The sequence below is a fragment of the Pseudomonas sp. PKS genome (assembly GCF_051913525.1).
GTDB classification, from domain to species: domain Bacteria; phylum Pseudomonadota; class Gammaproteobacteria; order Pseudomonadales; family Pseudomonadaceae; genus Aquipseudomonas; species Aquipseudomonas guariconensis_D.
Genome location: NZ_JBEGDO010000005.1, coordinates 98,028 through 118,768, shown reverse-complemented (window position 1 = coordinate 118,768; position 20,741 = coordinate 98,028). Strand labels below are relative to the sequence as shown.

Genomic DNA, 20,741 nt, shown 5'->3' with positions numbered 1-20,741 from the left:
TTACTCCGCTTTATGCAGGGGATGGTTGTCGGTTTGCTGAGGTTTGGTGCGCAGCAGCGACAGCACCCAGACGAAGAAGATCGGCACGAAGATCACCCCGAGCATGGTCGCGCTGAGCATCCCGCCCAGCACCCCGGTGCCCAGTGCGCGCTGGCTCGCAGCGCCGGCGCCAGTGGCGATGGCCAGCGGCACCACGCCGAGCATGAACGCCATGGAGGTCATGATGATCGGGCGGAAACGCAGGCGCGCGGCTTCGACAGCGGCATCGCGCAGCGAGTAGCCGTCTTCCCACAGGTCCTTGGCGAACTCGACGATGAGAATGGCGTTCTTCGCCGCCAGGCCGATCACGGTGATCAGGCCGACCTTGAAGTACACGTCGTTGGGCAGGCCGATGGCAGTCACCGCCAGTACCGCGCCGAGTGCGCCGACCGGCACGATCAGCATCACCGTCAGCGGGATCGCCCAGCTCTCGTAGAGCGCCACCAGCAGCAGGAACACCACGGTGATGGCCAGCGCGAACAGCATCGTCGCCTGGCCGCTGGCGACCCGCTCCTGATACGAAAGCCCGGTCCACTCGTAGCCGATACCTTCGGGCAGCTCGGCAGCGATGCGCTCCAGTTCGAGCATCGCCTCGCCAGTGCTCACGCCGGGCGCGGCGTCACCGGCAATGCGGATCGACGGGTAACCGTTGTAACGCGCGACCTGCACCGGGCCTTCCTCCCAGCTCGTGGTGACGAAAGCACTCAGCGGTACCAGGCTGCCGCTGTCGTTGGGCACATGCAGGCGCAGGACGCTTTCCGGCGTCATGCGCTCGGCCTGTTCGGCCTGTACCACCACGCGCTGCTGGCGGCCGGCGTTGGCGAAGTCGTTGATCACCGACGAGCCGAACGCAGTGGACAGCGCGCTGCTGATCGCTTCGAAGCTGACACCCAGCGTGCGGGCCTGCTCACGGTCGATCACCAGGCGCAGCTGCGGCGCCTCGGCCAGACCTTCCATCATGGCGTAGAGGAACTTCGGATTGCCGTTGACCTTGCCCAGCACTTCATCGCGCGCTGCCAACAGGGCATCGCGGCCAAGGCCGGCGCGGTCCTGCAGGCGCAGGGCGAAACCACCCGAGTTGCCCAGGCCTTCGACCGGCGGTGGCGGCACCGCCATGATCGCGCCGTCATCGAGGTTGGCGAAGTGCTGGTTGACCGCAGCCGACTCGGCTTCCGGCGACTGCGAAGAATCTCGCTCGGACCAGTCCTTGAGCAGCGGGAAGGCAATGGCCGCGTTCTCACCCATGCCGGAGAAGCTGAAGCCGAGGACCAGAAAGGACGTCTGCACGGCCTCGCGGGCCATCAGAAACTCTTCCAGCTCCTCACCCGTGGCCGAGGTGCGCTCACGGGTAGCGCCTGGCGGCAACTGGATGTCGACGATCATGTAGCCCTGGTCTTCCACCGGCACGAAGGATTCCGGCAGGCGCAGGTAGAAGAAACCCATCAGCACCACCACGCCCAGGTAGATGAACATCACCCGCCCGGCGCGCGGCACCAGCTTGCCGTTGAGTTTGGTGTAGCGGCCGGTCAGGGCGGTGAACTTGCGGTTGAACCAGCCGAAGAAACCGGTCTTCTCGTGATGGCCCTCGGGGATCGGTTTGAGCAGCGTGGCACACAGCGCCGGGGTGAAGGTCAGCGCAAGAAAGCCCGAGAACAGGATCGACACCGCCAGCGACAGCGAGAACTGCTGGTAGATCACCCCCACCGAGCCGGCCATGAAGGCCAGCGGCAGGAACACCGCCGACAGCACCAGGGTGATACCGATGATCGCCCCGGACACCTGCCCCATCGCCTTGATGGTCGCCGGCACCGGCGCCAGGCCTTCCTCGGCCATGATCCGCTCGACGTTCTCCACCACCACGATGGCGTCGTCCACCAAGATGCCGATGGCCAGCACCATGCCGAACATGGTCATCATGTTCACCGAGAAGCCCAGCAGGTACATGAAGGTCAGGGTACCAAGCAGACACACCGGCACGACGATGGACGGGATCAGGGTGTAGCGCACGTTCTGCAGGAACAGGAACATCACCAGGAACACCAGCACCATGGCCTCGATGAGGGTCATGATGACCTTGTCGATGGCCACGTCGACGAAGCGCGAGGTGTCGTACGGCACGGAGAACTCGACGTTGTCCGGGAAGTTGGCCGACAGCTCGGTCAGACGCTGCTTGACCGCCTCGGCGGTCTGGATCGCGTTGGCACCGGGCGACAGCTGCACGGCGGCGGCAACGGCGGGCTTGCCGTCCTGGCGCGAGCCGAAGTTGTAGTCCTGGCTGCCGACCTCGATGCGTGCCACGTCGCCCAGGGTCAGGCGCGAGCCGTCCTGGTTGGCACGCAGCACGATGGCGGCGAATTCCTGCGGGTTGTCCAGGGTGCCCTTGACCGCCAGGGTCGCCGTCAGCTCCTGCTCGCTGGAACCCGGCGTGCTGCCGAAGGCACCGGCCGGCACCTGCACGTTCTGCGCGCGGATCGCGTTGTTCACGTCATCGATGGACAGGCCGTAGCCGACCAGCTTCTGCGGATCGATCCACACGCGCATGGCCGCCTCGGAGGCGAAGAACTGCAGCTTGCCGACGCCGTTCACGCGACGGATTTCGTTGTTGATGTTGCGCGCGGCGTAATCGGCCAGCGCCGTGACGTTGGCGTCCTTGTCGCCATCGGTGTAGCTCAGCGCATAGATCAGCAGGAAGCCGGCGGTGGCCTGCTCGGTCTGGATGCCGAGGGTCAGCACGGCCTGCGGCATACGTGCCTCGGCCTTCTTCAGACGGTTCTGCACGTCAACCTGGGCCAGTTCGGGGTCGGTCCCTGGCTGGAAGGTGACGGTGATCTCGGCGATGCCGTTGGCGTTGCTGGTGGACTCGAAGTACAGCAGGTTCTTGGCGCCGTTGAGTTCTTCCTCGATGACGCTGGTCACCGAGTCGGTGAGCACCTGCGCCGAAGCGCCGGGATAGGTGGCGGTCACGGTGATCTGCGGCGGCGCCACGTTGGGGTACTGCGCCACCGGCAGGAACGGGATGGCCAGCAGGCCACCCAGCGAGATGAACAGGGCGACTACCCAGGCGAAATTGGGGCGCCGGATGAAAAACAGGGACATGAGAGGTTCTCCGGCTTACTGCGCCTGGGACTGTGGAGCGGCTTCGGCGGCATCTTGCTCGCGGGGGATGACCTTGGCGCCCGGACGGATAGCCGCCAGCGAGCTGGTGATCACCTTGTCGCCGACCTGCAGGCCCTCGCTGATCTGCCAGCGCGAGCCCTGCATGGCACCGGTGGTGACCTGGCGCGCCTCGACGGTATCGCCCTGCCCCAGCAGCATCACGCTGGCCTGACCGTCAGCCGAACGCTGCACGGCACGTTGCGGCACCAGGATGGCGTTCTGGTTGAGCCCCTGCGGCGTGCGCACACGCACGTACATACCCGGCAGCAACACGCCCTCGGGGTTGTCGAACTGCCCTCGCAGGGCGATTTGCCCGGTGCTGCGATCCACCGAGATATCAGTGAACAGCAGCGTGCCCTTGCTCTCGATATCGGTACCATCGACGCGCAGCGACAACGGCTGGTCGCTAGCGCCGGCAACCTTGCCCTCGGCGATGGCCGCGCGCAGGCGCAGGGCGTCGGCAGCCGGCTGGGTGAAGTCGGCGTACACCGGATCAAGTTGCTGGATACGCGCTAGCAGAGTCGCCTCACCCTGGCCTACCAGCGCCCCTTCGGTGACCTGGGCTCGGCCGATGCGTCCGGCAATGGGTGCGCGAACCTCGGCATAGCCCAGGTCCAGGCGGGCGGTTTCGACATTGGCCTGGGCCGATCGCTTGTCGGCCTGGGCACTCTGCAGAGCGGCCTTGGCGTTGTCGAAATCCTGCTGGCTGACGGCGTTGATCTTCACCAGCGGCTCGTATCGGCGAACCATCGCCTGGGCCTGGAACAACTGCGCCTCGGCGCGGGCCAGTTCACCCTGCGCCCGCGACAGGGCCGCTTTGAACGGCGCAGGGTCGATCTGGAACAGCACGTCGCCGGCCTTCACGTCGGCCCCTTCCTCAAAGGTGCGCTTGAGCACGATCCCCGCCACCCGCGCGCGCACCTCGGCGACACGCACCGGCTCGATGCGTCCTGGTAGCTCGGCAACCACGGTGAAGGGCTCGGTCTGCACGCTGAGCACATCGACTTCACGCGCCGGCGCCTCCTCCCCTTGCTCTTCGGGCTTGTCGCAGCCAACCAGGGTCACGGCGACCAAACAGGAGATCACGGAAAAAGTGATCCACTCGCGAAATTTGTTCATATCTCACCCAAGCACGAAGCCAGTACGTAGTCGAAGCCGCGCATGATCCACACCAAAATCAAATGAGTCAATATTGACTCATTTGATTTTGGTGTGAACAAAGCTAGTATCCTCTTTGAGAAAAATGAGTGTTCTAGGCAAAATACCCGCATCTGCCTGCGATAGATAAAGAGTGACCGATGGATTTAACTGCTGCCGATGAGAAATTGCTGAAGGCCCTGGCGATCGCCATCGTTGACCACCCGCGAGCCACGTTCAAAGAAATAGCCCAGGCAGCGGGAGTCAGCAAGGCGACGCTAAACAGGTTTTGCGGCACCCGCGACAACCTGATCGAGATGCTTCTGGATCATGGTTCGGTGGTTATTTATCGGGTCATTGCCGATACCGATCTTGAGTCGGCGCCCTTGGACGCATTGCATCGCCTGATCGAAGGCCATTTGACTCACAGGGAGTTGTTGGTTTTCCTCTCATTTCAGTGGCGCCCGGACACGTTTGATTTAGATGCAGGCGGCTGCCGATGGCTGCCTTACTCAGAAACGCTGGACGAGTTCTTTCTACGCGGGCAAAAACTGGGCGTATTCCGTATCGATATCGGTGCCCCGGCGCTTACCGAAATCTTCTCCTCCTTGATCTTCGGCCTGGTAGACGCCGAGCGCCGCGGCCGTATCGCACGCGCAGGTATGGCGGCGTTGATCGAGCAATTCTTCCTGAACGGGGCTTGCAACTACCAAACTTAACGGAAAGCAACGCTCAGTTTTTTTCCAACGGGTTGGCGGTGTCCGTTTTTGGCCGTTCTCTGACGGTCGTGACAGTGACACGCCCTGGTCAAGTTGAACGCAATCCGTGGTCAACGCCAACCCAAATTGGTGGTCAAGAGGAGTGCAATTTCGCACATACCTGAGGACTGCTCACCACATCGCTTGCGTCGGTAGTAGCTTCCGCACTTTCCCCGTCTCTCACCGCTAAACAGCGCTTTCCGGTAGCGGACTTTAGAGCGGCTTGATACTGGCCAGCATGCAGAAATTCTGCCCGTGTAGCGTCACGACCGGACAAGCCACTAGGGTGGCGGTCAGGAAGGCAGGCAAACGGAACACGGCGAAGCACCTCGAAGGCGCTGGCCACTTGCCATCCAACTGGGCGCGGCCTTTAATCGGCGGATCTGGAAAGGAGACGGATATGCCATTGTTGGACGAGATTATTGGGTGGGCCGGCGGACTCAGACCCTGGCAGCAGGAAGCACTGCGCCGGATATTTGCCCGGGCCGAACTAACCCAAGATGACATCGAGACCATTCTGCGAATGGTTCGCGAGCAAGAACGGGAAGACGCAACCACGGGGGGAGCACGGCCATTCACGCTGGACGACGTACCAGGCGCCGGAAGTGGCGCAACCGTGCGGTTGGTGGGTGTCTCGGGGCTAGACCAGGTAAACGGCTTCCCGTCCGGTCGTGCCTTTGACCTCGCACCGGAGGGCATGACCATTTTCTTTGGTCATAACGGCGCCGGCAAATCCGGCTACGCCCGCGTCTTCAAGAATGCCTGCAACGCTCGGCATCGGGTGGAGGTCCTGCCCGACGCTTTTGGGGCGGCAACCCCAGCTAGACTGCCATCAGCAGATTTCGCCATTTTGGTGGATGGCACTCCGGAAACCGCACGTTGGGTCCAGAACGGGCCGGCCCATTTGCATTTGAGTTCGGTCTCGGTCTACGACGCGGCCTGTGCCAATGACTACATCGACGCGGAAGGGACCCCTGCATTTCAGCCCTACGGACTCACTCATCTGACGCGCCTGGTCCTACTTCAGCGTGATTTACAGGCACGGATTGGGACCGAACGCAATGCCTTGGCTCTGGATACCCGGCAATTCGAACCGCTGAAGGGTGACACCGAAGTCGGCCGCTACATCGCCAAATTAGGTGGGGACTCGGACCGCGCCGTGCTTGCTCGATTAGGGACGGTCGGTGACGATGAACTCCGGCGACTGGAGTTTCTGAAGCGGACATTACTGGAAAGCGATCCTGTGCCGCAGGCGCTGGCCTTGGAACGTTTGGCGACACGCTTGGACCAGGCGCAGCGTCGAGCCGAGGAAGTCCAGCGCTGGGTGAATGATCGTGCCATAGCACGGGCAAAGGAACTGATTACAACGGAAAAAACCGCGCATCTCGCCATGCAACTGGCGCAAGCGCGTCTTCAGGATCGAGACACACTGAACGCCATGGAGTTGCCGGTAACGTCCTCACCCACCGCCACGCTGCTGGAAGGCACAGGAGCTGAACTCTGGCAAACGATGTACCGAGCCGCTGAGGCTTTCTCTCAGCAGACGGCATACCCTGAACATCCCTGGGGTCGTTTGCGGGAGAGGGCGAAATCCTACGCTAAGGCTTTGGCCAACGATATTCTCCGGTAAGATTGATGTGTTCCCAGGGGATAGGAGAAGTCGCTTGATATCTAGTATGACGTCTGTCGCACCTGCTTGATCGCGGCCGCGATAGCTAGATCGCGTTGCTCCTCTTCTCCATCCGCGTTCCAAGCTGCGGAAAGGCACCCATAAGCGTACGCCTGGTCGAGCAGGCGACGCGGATCGACGTCCAGCGCACGAGAGAATGCGTCCGCCATCTGTGCAATGCGTCTAGGATCGAGACAAAGGTCGTCTCTGTCAGCCGGATCGTAGAACATATTGGCGGCGCCAAAGCCCACTTCACCGACCAGACCGACGGGATCTATCACCAGCCAGCCGCGACTGGAGAACATGATGTTTTCATGATGCAGATCGCCATGTAGCCCACGCAGTTCCGAGGCATTGCTCATCATTTGATCGGCTATAATCGCCGCGTGGACGTAGTCAGTTTGACAACCTGCGTTTTGATCATCGCGCGCCCGCTGAAACAAAGCTGCAAAGCGATCCCGGATCGGGAGAAGGGCAGAAGGCAGGGGTTCCTCAGATGCGGCATACAGCTTCGCCATTAGTTCCGCTGCAATTTCGGTCGCCTGGTAGTCGCCGTGCTCGGCAACGATGTGAGAGAGCATTCGCTCCCCGGCATATTCGAGCAACATCAGATTGTTCTCACGACCGAGCAACCGGACTGCTCCCCTCCCATTGCGCCATACCAGATAGTCGGCCCCGCGCAGTTCATCAGCAATGTCTTCTATAGGTTTCAATCCCTTGACGATTGCAGGAGTCCCGTCTGGCAATGAAACTTTCCAAACGAGGCTGGAAAAGGTGTCCGCAATGAGAACAGGTTGCGAAACGTGCCAATGAGCAGGAAAAACAGGCGGCATGAACATCAACCCCAAGTCAGAGGGTCCAATCGCAGATAGAAGGCAAGGCGTTCGCGGTCGGGGGCTTCGATCCCCAATACATTGAATAGGACAGCGAAGGCGCGCTCTGCTTCATCTGGCGCTGCCCAGTTCTCTTCGGCGTTAGCAATCATGAGTGCCAAATCGGCATAGCGATCTGCTGTTCCGAGCCGCCCAAGGTCGATCAGACCCGTGCATTGAAGAGTTTTAGGGTCCACCATGAAGTTCGGCATGCAGGGATCACCATGGCAAACAACCATATCGGTGCGCTCTTGGTCGAGCCGCACCGGTAGCTCTCGTTCGACACGAGCCAAAAGATCGAGCTGCGGCGTACTCTTGTCCTCGTCCGGTAAGAAGTCGGGATTGACGGCATTGCGGGACACCACATCAACGGCGCGTCCGAACATTCGCGACAGCCTGCGCTCAAACGGACATTGATCAACCGATAGGCTGTGAACAGCGCCAAGTTGCTGCCCCATTGACGGCCACGCTTTGAGCAAATCCGCTCCAGACAGATCAGCCGCCGGTACTCCCGGAATTGCCGTTATCACCAAGCATGCACCCTCCTGTTCCTCCTGCCAGTTGATCACCTCGGGGCAAGCCACACCTCGACCTTTGAGCCAAATGAGGCGGTCACGCTCTCCAGCGAGCTCACCGCGGCGGGAAGCAGGTGCGATTTTCGCGAAGGCATGCCCGTCACCACGTCGAAAAACAAAATCACCAGATTCTCCGCCTCTGACAGGCAACCAGTCAGAATGCGATTCACCAAAAAAAATATTAGTTCGATTCAATGGAGGTTCCTTCAGTTTTCTGATGAAGCGCGGAGGTGGCTCAACCTGCGAAAAGAAACGAGTTGCTACGTAAGTCCGAGAACATGCTTTCCATGGTCTCTGAGCTCGCCTTTGGGACCGACATATCGGTAGAGAGTGACGCGCTCGATGCCGAGTTCCTTGCAGAGATCGGAAACTGAAGTATCGCGCTGGGCCATGGCGGCTTGCGCGAGACGCACCTGAGCTTTGGTGAGCGCGAATTTTCGTCCGCCCTTGCGACCGCGCGCTCTCGCGGAGGCGAGACCCGCCATGGTGCGCTCTCGGATCAGATCCCGCTCGAACTCGGCCAAGGTGGCGAAGATTCCGAACACCATGCGACCGGACGCAGTCGTGGTGTCGATCTGAGCGCCCTTTCCAGTCAGAACCCGCAGGCCGATCTTGCGGTCTGACAGCTCCTTCACCGTGTTGACCAGATGGGCAAGCGATCGTCCGAGGCGATCGAGCTTCCAGACCACCAGCACATCGCCGTCACGCAATGACTTGAGGCAGGCAGTCAAGCCAGGGCGATCATCACGACCGCCGGAAGCAAGATCATCATAGATATTGTCCCGTTCGACACCTGCGGCGCGCAAGGCGTCGTGCTGCAGGTCGAGAGACTGCGAGCCATCGGCTTTGGAGACGCGGGCATATCCGATCAGCATGTATCACAAACGTTGGTTTGAGGCGGCGCTTCGGCCACGATTGCATTGACCTCTGGAAATGTATCTCAACCAGCTTCATAAACAAAGCGTCTTGAACGCTATCAGATTTTGAAAAAGGAACATGTATGCCGCGTCGCGTCACTCTAACCGATCGGCAGAAAGACGCGCTGTTGCGCTTGCCGACTTCACAGACGGATTTGCTCAAGCACTATACGCTGAGTGATGAAGACCTTGGGCATATCAGGCTGCGTCGGCGCGCTCACAACAGGTTCGGCTTCGCCCTGCAATTGTGTGTCCTGCGCTATCCCGGCCGGGTGCTGGCTCCAGGCGAACTGATCCCTGCAGAGGTCATCGAATTTATCGGAGCGCAGCTTGGCCTGGGTGCCGACGATCTCGTAGACTATGCTGCCCGCGAGGAAACACGGCACGAGCATCTTGCCGAGTTACGGGGGCTCTACGGCTTCCGCACCTTCTCCGGACGTGGTGCGAGCGAGCTGAAGGAATGGTTGTTCCGAGAAGCCGAGATGGCGGTGTCGAACGAGGATATCGCCCGTCGCTTCGTAGCCGAGTGCCGACGCACCCGCACTGTCCTTCCCGCGACATCCACGATCGAGCGGCTTTGTGCCGCGGCTCTCGTCGATGCCGAGCGACGCATCGAGACGAGGATCGCCAGTCGGCTGCCTATGTCGATCCGAGAACAGTTGCTGGCATTGCTCGAGGAGACGGCTGATGATCGGGTGACCCGTTTTGTGTGGCTGCGCCAGTTCGAGCCTGGCTCGAACTCTTCGTCGGCCAACCGGCTGCTCGACCGGCTCGAATATCTGCAACGCATCGATCTCCCCGAGGATCTGCTTGCCGGCGTTCCTGCCCATCGGGTGACTCGTCTGCGCAGGCAGGGTGAACGGTATTATGCCGACGGCATGCGCGATCTCCCGGAGGACAGGCGGCTTGCGATCTTGGCTGTTTGCGTCTCGGAATGGCAGGCGATGTTGGCCGACGCAGTGGTCGAAACCCACGACCGGATCGTCGGCCGTCTCTACCGTGCTTCGGAGCGTATTTGCCATGCAAAGGTCGCAGACGAAGCGGGGGTGGTGCGTGACACCCTGAAATCCTTCGCCGAGATCGGGGGCGCCCTGGTCGATGCACAGGATGATGGCCAGCCGCTGGGCGATGTCATCGCGAGTGGGTCAGGGTGGGACGGCTTAAAAACCCTTGTTGCAATGGCAACCAGGCTGACCGCCACCATGGCCGACGATCCGCTCAATCATGTGCTCGACGGTTATCACCGCTTCCGCCGATACGCTCCACGCATGTTGCGCCTGCTCGATCTGCGAGCTGCGCCCGTTGCACTGCCGCTTCTGGAAGCGGTGACGGCCCTTCGTACCGGTTTGAACGATGCCGCGATGACCAGCTTCTTGCGGCCCAGCTCGAAATGGCATCGCCACCTTCGGGCCCAGAGGGCTGGCGACGCTCGCCTATGGGAGATCGCGGTGCTGTTCCATCTGCGCGATGCGTTCCGCTCCGGAGATGTCTGGCTTACTAGGTCCCGGCGCTATGGCGATCTGAAACACGCACTCGTTCCGGCACAATCCATCGCGGAAGGCGGTCGTCTCGCTGTGCCATTGCGGCCGGAGGAATGGCTGGCAGACCGGCAAGCTCGCCTCGACATGCGGTTGCGCGAGCTTGGCCGTGCCGCTCGCGCAGGCACGATCCCGGGCGGGTCGATTGAAAACGGCGTTCTGCATATCGAGAAACTCGAAGCCGCCGCGCCGACAGGCGCCGAAGATCTGGTGCTCGATCTCTACAAGCAGATCCCGCCCACGCGCATCACCGATCTCCTGCTGGAGGTGGATGCGGCGACCGGCTTCACCGAAGCGTTCACCCATCTGCGCACAGGAGCACCCTGCGCTGACCGGATCGGGCTAATGAACGTTATCTTGGCGGAAGGGATCAACCTCGGCTTGCGCAAAATGGCGGATGCGACAAACACCCACACCTTCTGGGAATTGATCCGCATTGGACGGTGGCATGTCGAGGGCGAAGCCTATGACCGGGCGCTGGCCATGGTGGTCGAGGCACAGGCAGCGTTACCCATGGCCCGGTTCTGGGGCATGGGCACGTCGGCTTCGAGCGACGGACAGTTCTTCGTCGCTACAGAGCAAGGTGAGGCCATGAACCTGGTCAACGCGAAATATGGCAATACCCCGGGCCTGAAAGCCTATAGCCACGTCTCCGACCAATATGCGCCGTTCGCAACCCAGGTGATTCCTGCAACGGCAAGCGAAGCGCCTTACATCCTCGATGGCCTGCTGATGAACGATGCTGGACGCCATATCCGCGAGCAGTTCACCGACACGGGCGGCTTCACCGATCACGTCTTTGCCGCATGTGCCATTCTCGGCTACCGGTTCGCTCCGCGCATCCGCGACCTGCCATCCAAACGGCTCTACGCGTTCAATCCGTCGGCCGCCCCGGCGCACCTGCGAGCGTTGATCGGCGGAAAGGTCAACCAAGCCATGATCGAGCGCAATTGGCCCGACATCCTGCGCATCGCCGCCACCATTGCTGCCGGGACCGTCGCGCCAAGCCAGATTCTGCGGAAACTCGCCTCCTATCCGCGGCAGAACGAGCTCGCGACAGCCCTGCGGGAAGTCGGTCGCGTCGAGCGCACCCTGTTCATGATCGACTGGATTCTGGATGCCGAACTCCAACGGCGTGCCCAGATCGGGCTCAACAAAGGCGAAGCTCATCATGCGCTGAAGCGGGCAATCAGCTTCCACCGCCGCGGTGAAATCCGCGACCGTTCCGCCGAAGGCCAGCATTACCGCATCGCCGGCATGAATCTGCTCGCCGCCATCATCATCTTCTGGAACACCATGAAGCTCGGCGAGGTCGTTGCAAACCAGAAACGCGATGGAAAGCTGCTATCGCCCGATCTCTTGGCCCATGTTTCGCCGCTCGGATGGGAACACATCAATCTCACCGGAGAATATCGCTGGCCAAAGCCTTAGCGTAGGATTCCGCCCCCTCCCGCAAACGACCCCACATAATTCTGACAACAAGGGGTGGGTCAAAATTCAATGCAAATCCCGGGTCAAATTTGGGTGCAAATCAACAGATATCGACAACCTCTCGCGCAACCAAGACATCGCGGTCGGACTGCAAGTGATCTTGAAGCCACGGGCCCGTCCCACCCCGACATGGACCTCGATGCCCGAACGGACGTTAGATTTCGAGTTCTAGGCGTTCTGCGATGAAGGTTGGATCCCAGCCGGGATTGAAAGTGTCGACGTGGGTGAATCCGAGCCGCTCGTATAGGCCACGCAGGTTCGGGTGGCAGTCGAGCCGCAGCTTGGCGCACCCCTGCGTTCGCGCGGCATGGCGGCAAGCCTCGATCAGCGCGGAGCTGACACCCCGGCCCGCATGTGTCCGTCGCACCGCGAGCTTGTGCAGATATGCGGCCTCCCCCTTGAGGGCGTCGGGCCAGAACTCGGGATCCTCGGCCGACAAGGTGCAACAGCCGACGATGCCGTCGCTGCAACTCGCGACTAGGAGCTCGGATCTCAGGACGAAGGTCTCCGCGAATGTCCGGTCGATCCGCGCGACGTCCCAGGCGGGCGTTCCCTTGGCGGACATCCACGCCGCAGCGTCGTGCATCAGCCGCACAACCTCGTCGATATCACCCGAGCAGGCGACCCGAACGTTCGGAGGCTCCTCGCTGTCCATTCGCTCCCCTGGCGCGGTATGAACCGCCGCCTCATAGTGCAGTTTGATCCTGACGAGCCCAGCATGTCTGCGCCCACCTTCGCGGAACCTGACCAGGGTCCGCTAGCGGGCGGCCGGAAGGTGAATGCTAGGCATGATCTAACCCTCGGTCTCTGGCGTCGCGACTGCGAAATTTCGCGAGGGTTTCCGAGAAGGTGATTGCGCTTCGCAGATCTCCAGGCGCGTGGGTGCGGACGTAGTCAGCGCCATTGCCGATCGCGTGAAGTTCCGCCGCAAGGCTCGCTGGACCCAGATCCTTTACAGGAAGGCCAACGGTGGCGCCCAAGAAGGATTTCCGCGACACCGAGACCAATAGCGGAAGCCCCAACGCCGACTTCAGCTTTTGAAGGTTCGACAGCACGTGCAGCGATGTTTCCGGTGCGGGGCTCAAGAAAAATCCCATCCCCGGATCGAGGATGAGCCGGTCGGCAGCGACCCCGCTCCGTCGCAAGGCGGAAACCCGCGCCTCGAAGAACCGCACAATCTCGTCGAGCGCGTCTTCGGGTCGAAGGTGACCGGTGCGGGTGGCGATGCCATCCCGCTGCGCTGAGTGCATAACCACCAGCCTGCAGTCCGCCTCAGCAATATCGGGATAGAGCGCAGGGTCAGGAAATCCTTGGATATCGTTCAGGTAGCCCACGCCGCGCTTGAGCGCATAGCGCTGGGTTTCCGGTTGGAAGCTGTCGATTGAAACACGGTGCATCTGATCGGACAGGGCGTCTAAGAGCGGCGCAATACGTCTGATCTCATCGGCCGGCGATACAGGCCTCGCGTCCGGATGGCTGGCGGCCGGTCCGACATCCACGACGTCTGATCCGACTCGCAGCATTTCGATCGCCGCGGTGACAGCGCCGGCGGGGTCTAGCCGCCGGCTCTCATCGAAGAAGGAGTCCTCGGTGAGATTCAGAATGCCGAACACCGTCACCATGGCGTCGGCCTCCGCAGCGACTTCCACGATGGGGATCGGGCGAGCAAAAAGGCAGCAATTATGAGCCCCATACCTACAAAGCCCCACGCATCAAGCTTTTGCCCATGAAGCAACCAGGCAATGGCTGTAATTATGACGACGCCGAGTCCCGACCAGACTGCATAAGCAACACCGACAGGGATGGATTTCAGAACCAGAGAAAGAAAATAAAATGCGATGCCATAACCGATTATGACAACGGCGGAAGGGGCAAGCTTAGTAAAGCCCTCGCTAGATTTTAATGCGGATGTTGCGATTACTTCGCCAACTATTGCGATAACAAGAAAAAGCCAGCCTTTCATGATATATCTCCCAATTTGTGTAGGGCTTATTATGCACGCTTAAAAATAATAAAAGCAGACTTGACCTGATAGTTTGGCTGTGAGCAATTATGTGCTTAGTGCATCTAACGCCTGGCACAGCTGCCGACAAAATTGGCGCTTGTTTTGCCGGCTTTTTGGCAAAACAAGTGACACTTTTGGCGGTCAGTTGCTGCCACTTGTTAACCCTTTTGCCAGATTTGGTAACTATAATTTATGTTAGACACGAAGTCTTGGCTAAAAACTGGCCTAAAACTACTGGGGATTTCTGGAAAATAGACATCACCTTCTGGCTCAATGTCGATTGTTGAAATATGTAAAGTATCAACTTTATCGATCAGGCTTTTGTATATTTCACCACCACCAGACACAATCACATGATCCGTTATCGTCTTCAGATGATTTAGCGCTTCATCGATAGATGGAAATACCAATACATTCTCATCACTGGAAGTGAAGCTTGAACGAGTTACAACGGCATATTTTCGGTTGGGTAAAGCCCCCATTGACTCGAAAGTCTTTCGGCCTACCAAAAGCCACTGATTATAGGTAATCGCTTTGAAGAGTAATTGTTCCCCTTTGGCACTCCATGGAATATCTGGGCCATTTCCGATAACTCCATTCTTCGAAATTGCTGCCATTAGTGATAGTTTCACGATACTTCCTTAGGGGTTAACGCCTGAGCTCAGCCGACCGAAACCGCGTAGCGGTTTTGGGTCGGCTGCAGCGATTTGTTGGGCGATAGCTTGCCACATTCTCTCAACGATTGGGATTTGACGTACTTTCCGCACTTTGTAGCGCGACCACATCATGCTCCCCCTGGCCGCGAGAGCCCTCCGCTCGGGAAACACAAGACAGACCGAGCACGACTGTTGCAAGGGTCAAACAGTACACGACAACCGGCCAAGCCGTGTTGCGCGGCAACAGCGAAATGATCAACGTTCCGATGCTTCCTAGCAGTACACCGCCCAAGCAGAAGTAGACTGCCGTGACCGTTCCAGCAACATGGTCGAATCCTCGAAGAGCGCCATTGGGCGCCACAGATACCGCTGTGGCGACACCAATACCCACTAGCCACATTGGAGAAATAAAGCCTAACACGGACTGCGAAGCCCATATTTCGGTGATGGCAAGCAATACTGCTCCAGCTATCAGGCATCCCATTCCCATTCGCAAGACGCTTGGGCTGCCCCACTTGGGTATTACACGCCCCATAAAACGAGCTGTAAACACCATGGCAATTGCCACTGTGGCGAACAGCAGGCTGAAGCCAAGCTGAGACACACCTTGCCTGCCCATCATTAGTCCGGGCGCAATGGAGAAAAAGACGAAGAAGCTACCCATTCCAGCGGCGTAACACAACGTGTACAACCAGAAGTTCAGGCACTTAACGGGGAGTAGCAGCTGCGACCATTGCAAGCCCGCAACTCGTTGCACCCGGGTTTCAGGCCAGAATCGCCACGCTGCTGCAGATGCAGCGATCATGCCCAAACCTAGAAACGCAAAGATAGCCCGCCACCCAAGCCACATGTCGACGAGCGCTCCGAGCAATGGGCCTACCGCCGGGACCATGGCCAGCATGGATCCGAGTATGCCGTAAATGACATTACTTTCCTCGCGACCTGCGTAAATGTCACGTACTGTTGCAAACGTGGAAACAAGGCACGCCGAGGCACCACAAGCCTGAAGAATCCGAAGCCCCAGAAAGACTTCAGCCGATGACGTAAGAGCGAGGCCCATTGACGCCACAACGTAGGCGAGGCCACCTCCCAGTAGAACGGGGCGGCGCCCCAGTCGGTCCGATAGCGGTCCAAACAAGAGCTGACCGGCACCAATCATGACCAAGTACGTTGTCAGCGTAAGCTGAATTGTGCTCGCTGTCGTACCAAGCGCGTTTGGCATAAACGGCACTGCCGGCAAGTACATGTCCATGCCGAGTGATGCCAATAAATCGAACGGTGATAACAACAACACCGTGGCGGCAAGGGAGTACCGCCAACTAAAATTTTTTGAGCGCACGAAACCATCTCCTTGAACAAAGGATTTGGCGGCGCTCCCGTAGAGCAAAAGGATTCTTGAGAACGCCGCAACAACCGAAAAATGAAGGTTGCTGCGGCTTACTTGTCTGCGTTCTTGGAAATGCTCATCTGCCGACTATCTCATGATTGAATTTGAATCGTAACAACTTTCAAGCAACTCTGCGAGGAGCCTTATTGTGCGCCCAACGTTTGACATGAGGGGCGGCCAAGGGCGCCAGCCCTTGGACGTCCCCCTCGATGGAAGGGTTAGGCATCACTGCGTGTTCGCTCGAATGCCTGGCGTGTTTGAACCATGTACACGGCTGGACCATCTGGGGTGGTTACGGTACCTTGCCTCTCAAACCCCGCTTTCTCGTAGCATCGGATCGCTCGCAAGTTGCTCGGCGACGGGTCCGTTTGGATCTTGGTGACCTCGGGATCATTGAACAGCAACTCAACCAGAGCTCGAACCAGCTTGGTTCCCAAGCCTTTGCCCAGTTGTGATGCATTCGCCAGTGACTGGTCTATTCCGCGTACTCCTGGATCGGTTTCTTCTTCCCACCATCCGTCCCCGCTTCCAAGAGCAACGTACGACTGGGCATACCCAATCGGCTCTCCATTCAGCATTGCAATGTATGGAGTGACGGACTCTTGCGCTAAAACGCTTGGCAAGTACTGTTCCTGTACGTCAGCAAGTGTCGGGCGTGCTTCTTCTCCGCCCCACCACTCGACGATATGAGATCGATTTAGCCACTCATAGAGCATCGCAAGGTCATGCTCAGTCATGAGGCGCAGTGTGACGGAATCGGTGCTGTTGGTCACGATGCTGTACTTTGTGATGCCTAACGCCCGCTTAAGTGGTGAGCAACGCTACCACAACACTCAATTATTACACCGTAAATACAAAAGCCAATTCAAACTAAAACCGCCAAACGTTGCGAATCCGTCTTAAAGCGTTTGTTATGTGCGTAGCCGAATCTTGCGCTTAGTCAGGAACAATGATTACCCCTAATTGCTCCAGTAACTGTTCCTGTTGCCACGAGCATATTTTTACACCCGTAAGATCAATCTTTCGAGGATCTAAACCATAAAGCTCTGAATGGCTTAAATCACAGCCTTGTACTCTAAACTGTTCCCAGCAGTCTTCCGAAAAAACACCACGGCTTAAATCTGATTCTTTAAATGAAGCGCCTCGAAGATTTGCACCAATCCATCTATTTTCGAACAGGTCACATTTTTCAATAAGCTGCTGCTCAAAATTGGCATAGGATAAGTTACAACCTGTTATGTATGCAGAACAAAAGTACATTTTATTCGAAACCTGATTTACAAAACTAACTTGACTAAAATTTGCTCCTTTAAGATCACAATCTCTCAGTTCAATACCAAAGCAATTTGCCCCCTTAAAATGGGACATTGAAAGCTGACAGTTTTTAAATGAAGCATCTCGAAGATCAGCATAAGAAAAATCGCACCCTTCCAATGCCCCCTGCTCTATGAAAGTACAGTTAATGAACTGTGTATCTCGGAGGTTTGAGCGCTTAAAATTACAATGTATAAAAGTACAATTGCTAAAGATATGTTCTTGCAAGTCCTGATGTGAGAAGTTCACTTGATTATATAATTGCTTTGATTTTTCCATGCTGTGGCTCCAAAAAACATTTGATTTGAAGACTATCATTTACCTGAAAGTTCTCAACAAAAACAAAACCAATAAAAACAGAAACTTAAAACACCCCGTTTTAGCCAAAATAAGGCATCAAAACGGCATTTTAAAGGTGGCTAATTCGAAACGACCGATGCGGCCAGCCAGAAGAAAGTTTCAGTGAATCTGGCTTGTTTTAGAGAAAGCACATAACTTTGTTTTAGGGCGACTGCCCTGCTGCGTAACATCGTTGCTGCTCCATAACATCAAACATCGACCCACGGCGTAACGCGCTTGCTGCTTGGATGCCCGAGGCATAGACTGTACAAAAAAACAGTCATAACAAGCCATGAAAACCGCCACTGCGCCGTTACCACCGCTGCGTTCGGTCAAGGTTCTGGACCAGTTGCGTGAGCGCATACGCTACTTGCATTACAGCTTACGAACCGAACAGGCTTATGTCCACTGGGTTCGTGCCTTCATCCGTTTCCACGGTGTGCGTCACCCGGCAACCTTGGGCAGCAGCGAAGTCGAGGCATTTCTGTCCTGGCTGGCGAACGAGCGCAAGGTTTCGGTCTCCACGCATCGTCAGGCATTGGCGGCCTTGCTGTTCTTCTACGGCAAGGTGCTGTGCACGGATCTGCCCTGGCTTCAGGAGATCGGAAGACCTCGGCCGTCGCGGCGCTTGCCGGTGGTGCTGACCCCGGATGAAGTGGTTCGCATCCTCGGTTTTCTGGAAGGCGAGCATCGTTTGTTCGCCCAGCTTCTGTATGGAACGGGCATGCGGATCAGTGAGGGTTTGCAACTGCGGGTCAAGGATCTGGATTTCGATCACGGCACGATCATCGTGCGGGAGGGCAAGGGCTCCAAGGATCGGGCCTTGATGTTACCCGAGAGCTTGGCACCCAGCCTGCGCGAGCAGCTGTCGCGTGCACGGGCATGGTGGCTGAAGGACCAGGCCGAGGGCCGCAGCGGCGTTGCGCTTCCCGACGCCCTTGAGCGGAAGTATCCGCGCGCCGGGCATTCCTGGCCGTGGTTCTGGGTTTTTGCGCAGCACACGCATTCGACCGATCCACGGAGCGGTGTCGTGCGTCGCCATCACATGTATGACCAGACCTTTCAGCGCGCCTTCAAACGTGCCGTAGAACAAGCAGGCATCACGAAGCCCGCCACACCGCACACCCTCCGCCACTCGTTCGCGACGGCCTTGCTCCGCAGCGGTTACGACATTCGAACCGTGCAGGATCTGCTCGGCCATTCCGACGTCTCTACGACGATGATTTACACGCATGTGCTGAAAGTTGGCGGTGCCGGAGTGCGCTCACCGCTTGATGCGCTGCCGCCCCTCACTAGTGAGAGGTAGGGCAGCGCAAGTCAATCCTGGCGGATTCACTACCCCTGCGCGAAGGCCATCGGTGCCGCATCGAACGGCCGGTTGCGGAAAGTCCTCCCTGCGTCCGCTGATGGCCGATAGTCGCCAGTAGTTAGCCGATTGTGGCAGGTCTATCAGAATCGTCGCTGCTGGTAATACCTGACAGAAGTACTGCCAGGTCTACCCGTGCAGAAGGTGCTCCCGCAGAGCTGTCATCTGACTCGTGGTTTGAGACTGTGATGCCCTTTCTCAGGGCGTCCCTGCTAGACGAGGGTTTGCTGGCTAATGGCTTGGAAAATTTCCTGGCTGTCCTAAGCGAGGCCAGCTCACGCCAATTGCAGTGCGCATTCATTCGCTGTGCAGAGCCTTGGGAGGTGCCGGAGGCGGCATTAAAGGCGCTGAAATTTCGCACCCTGTACGCCAACCTCTTTGGTGGCGAGCATCTCACGTTAGGTATGTATGCCGGGCTGCTTGATGCGGTTGAGAGGTGCAATCCCGGTCTTACGACTAGCTGGCTTGATATGAAAATTCACGACAGTGCCCAGCCAATCTTGCTGCTACTCGGTGAGCCAGAAGGTGAGGCAGGGGTATAAGGTCTTGAATCGCCACTATCTGAGTCGTTACACGAAACCTGAAACCAAGCCTCAGTGATACAACCACTCCTGCAACTCATCCAGGTTCACCACCACAATCTGCTGCGCCGTCGCTTTGGCATGCACCTTGGTTGGATCAATCTGATAGCGCTGCAGCACGTACTGCACCAGCGCGCCCCGCGTCTCGACTACCAGCTGTCCTTGGTGCATGCCGTAGTCGGTCTCGATGATGGCTTGCTGCTCGGGCTTGAGGCGTGAGTCCGGTGCGATGATCACCTGCACCGGAGTGTTCCAGCCGCTATCGGCATCCCGCCCGTGTGTAGAGCGGCCATCCATTAGGTCGGGAACGCCGCGAAAGCGACTCAGCACAAAGTCGCGGTAGTCGGCATTGCGCTCGCAATAGGCGCGCACATGCCAGCGCATGCCGGTGTAGATCAGCGTATGCGGCGCGATCAGGCGCGTTTCGCCATCCGGGGTATTAAAGGACACGTACTCACACTCCAGACGCAGCCCTTCGCGGCAGGCACGCAGCAGAGGGCGGAGCACCTCGGGTTGCACACTGCGATCTGGCACCCGCAGCACTTCAGTGTGTGCGTAGGCCAGGGCCAGGCCTTCAATGTGTGGCGCGCGGTCATGATTTTGGTTAAGCAGGTGCAGGTAGGCACTGGCACTGTCATCAATGAACAGCGGCTTGAAGTGGCGGCTCGGTACATACCCCTTCAAATGCTTGTCATATTCCAGGTTCTTCGGCGCGTACTCGGCAATGTACGAATTGATGTCCTTCGACGCCTGCTGGCGGCTGATGCCGAAGCTCTGCATCAGATGGCCCGTGGTTAACCGGCCCTCCCACCAGGCCACCGTCTCGATCAAACGGTAGCGCAGCGCCAGATCCCAGCGAACCGACGTGATTTCCTGCTTACGCTTCATAGCCTCTCCATCTGCTCGAAAACTTTACCTGTACAGGCAAACACCGTAGATAC

The 20,741-nt window shown here is 58.4% G+C and carries 18 protein-coding genes; 5 read left to right on the top strand and 13 right to left on the bottom strand.

Annotated elements, in window-relative coordinates; translation table 11 throughout:
• Together ABOA88_RS07470 and tmexC are read right to left on the bottom strand one after the other, a co-directional pair.
• The gene (locus ABOA88_RS07470; RefSeq protein WP_027591160.1) at positions 1–3,135 is read right to left on the bottom strand and encodes a multidrug efflux RND transporter permease subunit TMexD2; all 3,135 of its coding nucleotides are present in this window, start codon (positions 3,133–3,135) and stop codon (positions 1–3) included.
• Positions 3,136–3,150: 15 nt separating this feature from the next.
• Positions 3,151–4,314: a multidrug efflux RND transporter periplasmic adaptor subunit TMexC gene (gene tmexC / locus ABOA88_RS07465; protein WP_037009368.1), complete on the bottom strand. Its 1,164-nt coding sequence runs from the start codon at positions 4,312–4,314 to the stop codon at positions 3,151–3,153.
• 179 nt (positions 4,315–4,493) lie between these two features.
• Between tmexC and ABOA88_RS07460 the strand changes: the two genes are divergently transcribed.
• Both ABOA88_RS07460 and ABOA88_RS07455 read left to right on the top strand, forming a co-directional pair.
• Positions 4,494–5,051, top strand: coding sequence for a TetR/AcrR family transcriptional regulator (locus tag ABOA88_RS07460; RefSeq protein ID WP_125853905.1), 558 nt, complete (start codon positions 4,494–4,496; stop codon positions 5,049–5,051).
• Between the two features lie 439 nt (positions 5,052–5,490).
• Positions 5,491–6,720, top strand: coding sequence for a hypothetical protein (locus ABOA88_RS07455; protein ID WP_232905536.1), 1,230 nt, complete (start codon positions 5,491–5,493; stop codon positions 6,718–6,720).
• Between the two features lie 41 nt (positions 6,721–6,761).
• Here ABOA88_RS07455 and ABOA88_RS07450 read toward each other — a convergent pair whose 3' ends face one another.
• The 3 genes from ABOA88_RS07450 to ABOA88_RS07440 form a co-directional block, all read right to left on the bottom strand.
• Entirely contained in the window at positions 6,762–7,598 is an 837-nt protein-coding gene (locus tag ABOA88_RS07450) for an aminoglycoside O-phosphotransferase APH(6)-Id (protein ID WP_000480968.1), read from the bottom strand.
• On the bottom strand, positions 7,598–8,401 hold the full coding sequence (aph(3'')-Ib, locus tag ABOA88_RS07445) for an aminoglycoside O-phosphotransferase APH(3'')-Ib (protein WP_001082319.1): 804 nt from the start codon (positions 8,399–8,401) through the stop codon (positions 7,598–7,600). The genes ABOA88_RS07450 and aph(3'')-Ib overlap by 1 nt, the downstream gene beginning before the upstream one ends.
• Before the next feature lie 65 nt (positions 8,402–8,466).
• Positions 8,467–9,081 carry a recombinase family protein gene (locus ABOA88_RS07440; RefSeq protein ID WP_000904906.1) on the bottom strand — a complete coding sequence of 205 codons (615 nt, stop codon included), beginning with the start codon at positions 9,079–9,081 and terminating at the stop codon, positions 8,467–8,469.
• 125 nt (positions 9,082–9,206) lie between these two features.
• Here ABOA88_RS07440 and ABOA88_RS07435 point away from each other — a divergent pair, with 125 nt between their 5' ends.
• The gene (locus ABOA88_RS07435) at positions 9,207–12,092 is read left to right on the top strand and encodes a Tn3 family transposase (protein WP_001138082.1); all 2,886 of its coding nucleotides are present in this window, start codon (positions 9,207–9,209) and stop codon (positions 12,090–12,092) included.
• A gap of 214 nt (positions 12,093–12,306) precedes the next feature.
• Here the strand turns inward: ABOA88_RS07435 and ABOA88_RS07430 are convergent, their stop codons facing one another.
• From ABOA88_RS07430 to ABOA88_RS07400, 7 genes are all read right to left on the bottom strand, one after another.
• Entirely contained in the window at positions 12,307–12,807 is a 501-nt protein-coding gene (locus ABOA88_RS07430) for a GNAT family N-acetyltransferase (RefSeq protein WP_000376623.1), read from the bottom strand.
• A 127-nt stretch (positions 12,808–12,934) separates the two neighbouring features.
• Positions 12,935–13,774 (bottom strand): sulfonamide-resistant dihydropteroate synthase Sul1, encoded by an 840-nt coding sequence (gene sul1 / locus ABOA88_RS07425; RefSeq protein WP_000259031.1) that lies wholly within the window; start codon positions 13,772–13,774, stop codon positions 12,935–12,937.
• A complete protein-coding gene (locus ABOA88_RS07420; protein WP_000679427.1) occupies positions 13,768–14,115 on the bottom strand; it encodes a quaternary ammonium compound efflux SMR transporter QacE delta 1 in 348 nt (115 codons plus the stop codon). Before ABOA88_RS07420 ends, sul1 begins: the two co-directional genes overlap by 7 nt.
• Positions 14,116–14,315: 200 nt before the next feature.
• Positions 14,316–14,789, bottom strand: coding sequence for a trimethoprim-resistant dihydrofolate reductase DfrA15 (gene dfrA15 / locus ABOA88_RS07415; RefSeq protein WP_001355915.1), 474 nt, complete (start codon positions 14,787–14,789; stop codon positions 14,316–14,318).
• 103 nt (positions 14,790–14,892) lie between these two features.
• Positions 14,893–16,152: a chloramphenicol efflux MFS transporter CmlA1 gene (locus ABOA88_RS07410; RefSeq protein ID WP_001256776.1), complete on the bottom strand. Its 1,260-nt coding sequence runs from the start codon at positions 16,150–16,152 to the stop codon at positions 14,893–14,895.
• Positions 16,153–16,418: 266 nt separating this feature from the next.
• Positions 16,419–16,973, bottom strand: coding sequence for an AAC(6')-Ib family aminoglycoside 6'-N-acetyltransferase (gene aac(6')-Ib / locus ABOA88_RS07405; protein ID WP_012695458.1), 555 nt, complete (start codon positions 16,971–16,973; stop codon positions 16,419–16,421).
• A 163-nt stretch (positions 16,974–17,136) separates the two neighbouring features.
• A complete protein-coding gene (locus ABOA88_RS07400; RefSeq protein ID WP_000415714.1) occupies positions 17,137–17,793 on the bottom strand; it encodes a quinolone resistance pentapeptide repeat protein QnrVC1 in 657 nt (218 codons plus the stop codon).
• Between the two features lie 352 nt (positions 17,794–18,145).
• On the opposite strand from ABOA88_RS07400, the gene intI1 reads away from it, so the two are divergent.
• Both intI1 and ABOA88_RS07390 read left to right on the top strand, forming a co-directional pair.
• Complete coding sequence (gene intI1, locus ABOA88_RS07395; protein WP_000845048.1) at positions 18,146–19,159, top strand: class 1 integron integrase IntI1; 1,014 nt, start codon at positions 18,146–18,148, stop codon at positions 19,157–19,159.
• A 299-nt stretch (positions 19,160–19,458) separates the two neighbouring features.
• Entirely contained in the window at positions 19,459–19,761 is a 303-nt protein-coding gene (locus ABOA88_RS07390) for a hypothetical protein (RefSeq protein ID WP_144188614.1), read from the top strand.
• Between the two features lie 51 nt (positions 19,762–19,812).
• Here ABOA88_RS07390 and ABOA88_RS07385 read toward each other — a convergent pair whose 3' ends face one another.
• Entirely contained in the window at positions 19,813–20,688 is an 876-nt protein-coding gene (locus tag ABOA88_RS07385) for a helix-turn-helix transcriptional regulator (protein ID WP_144188612.1), read from the bottom strand.
• Positions 20,689–20,741 lie beyond the last annotated feature (53 nt).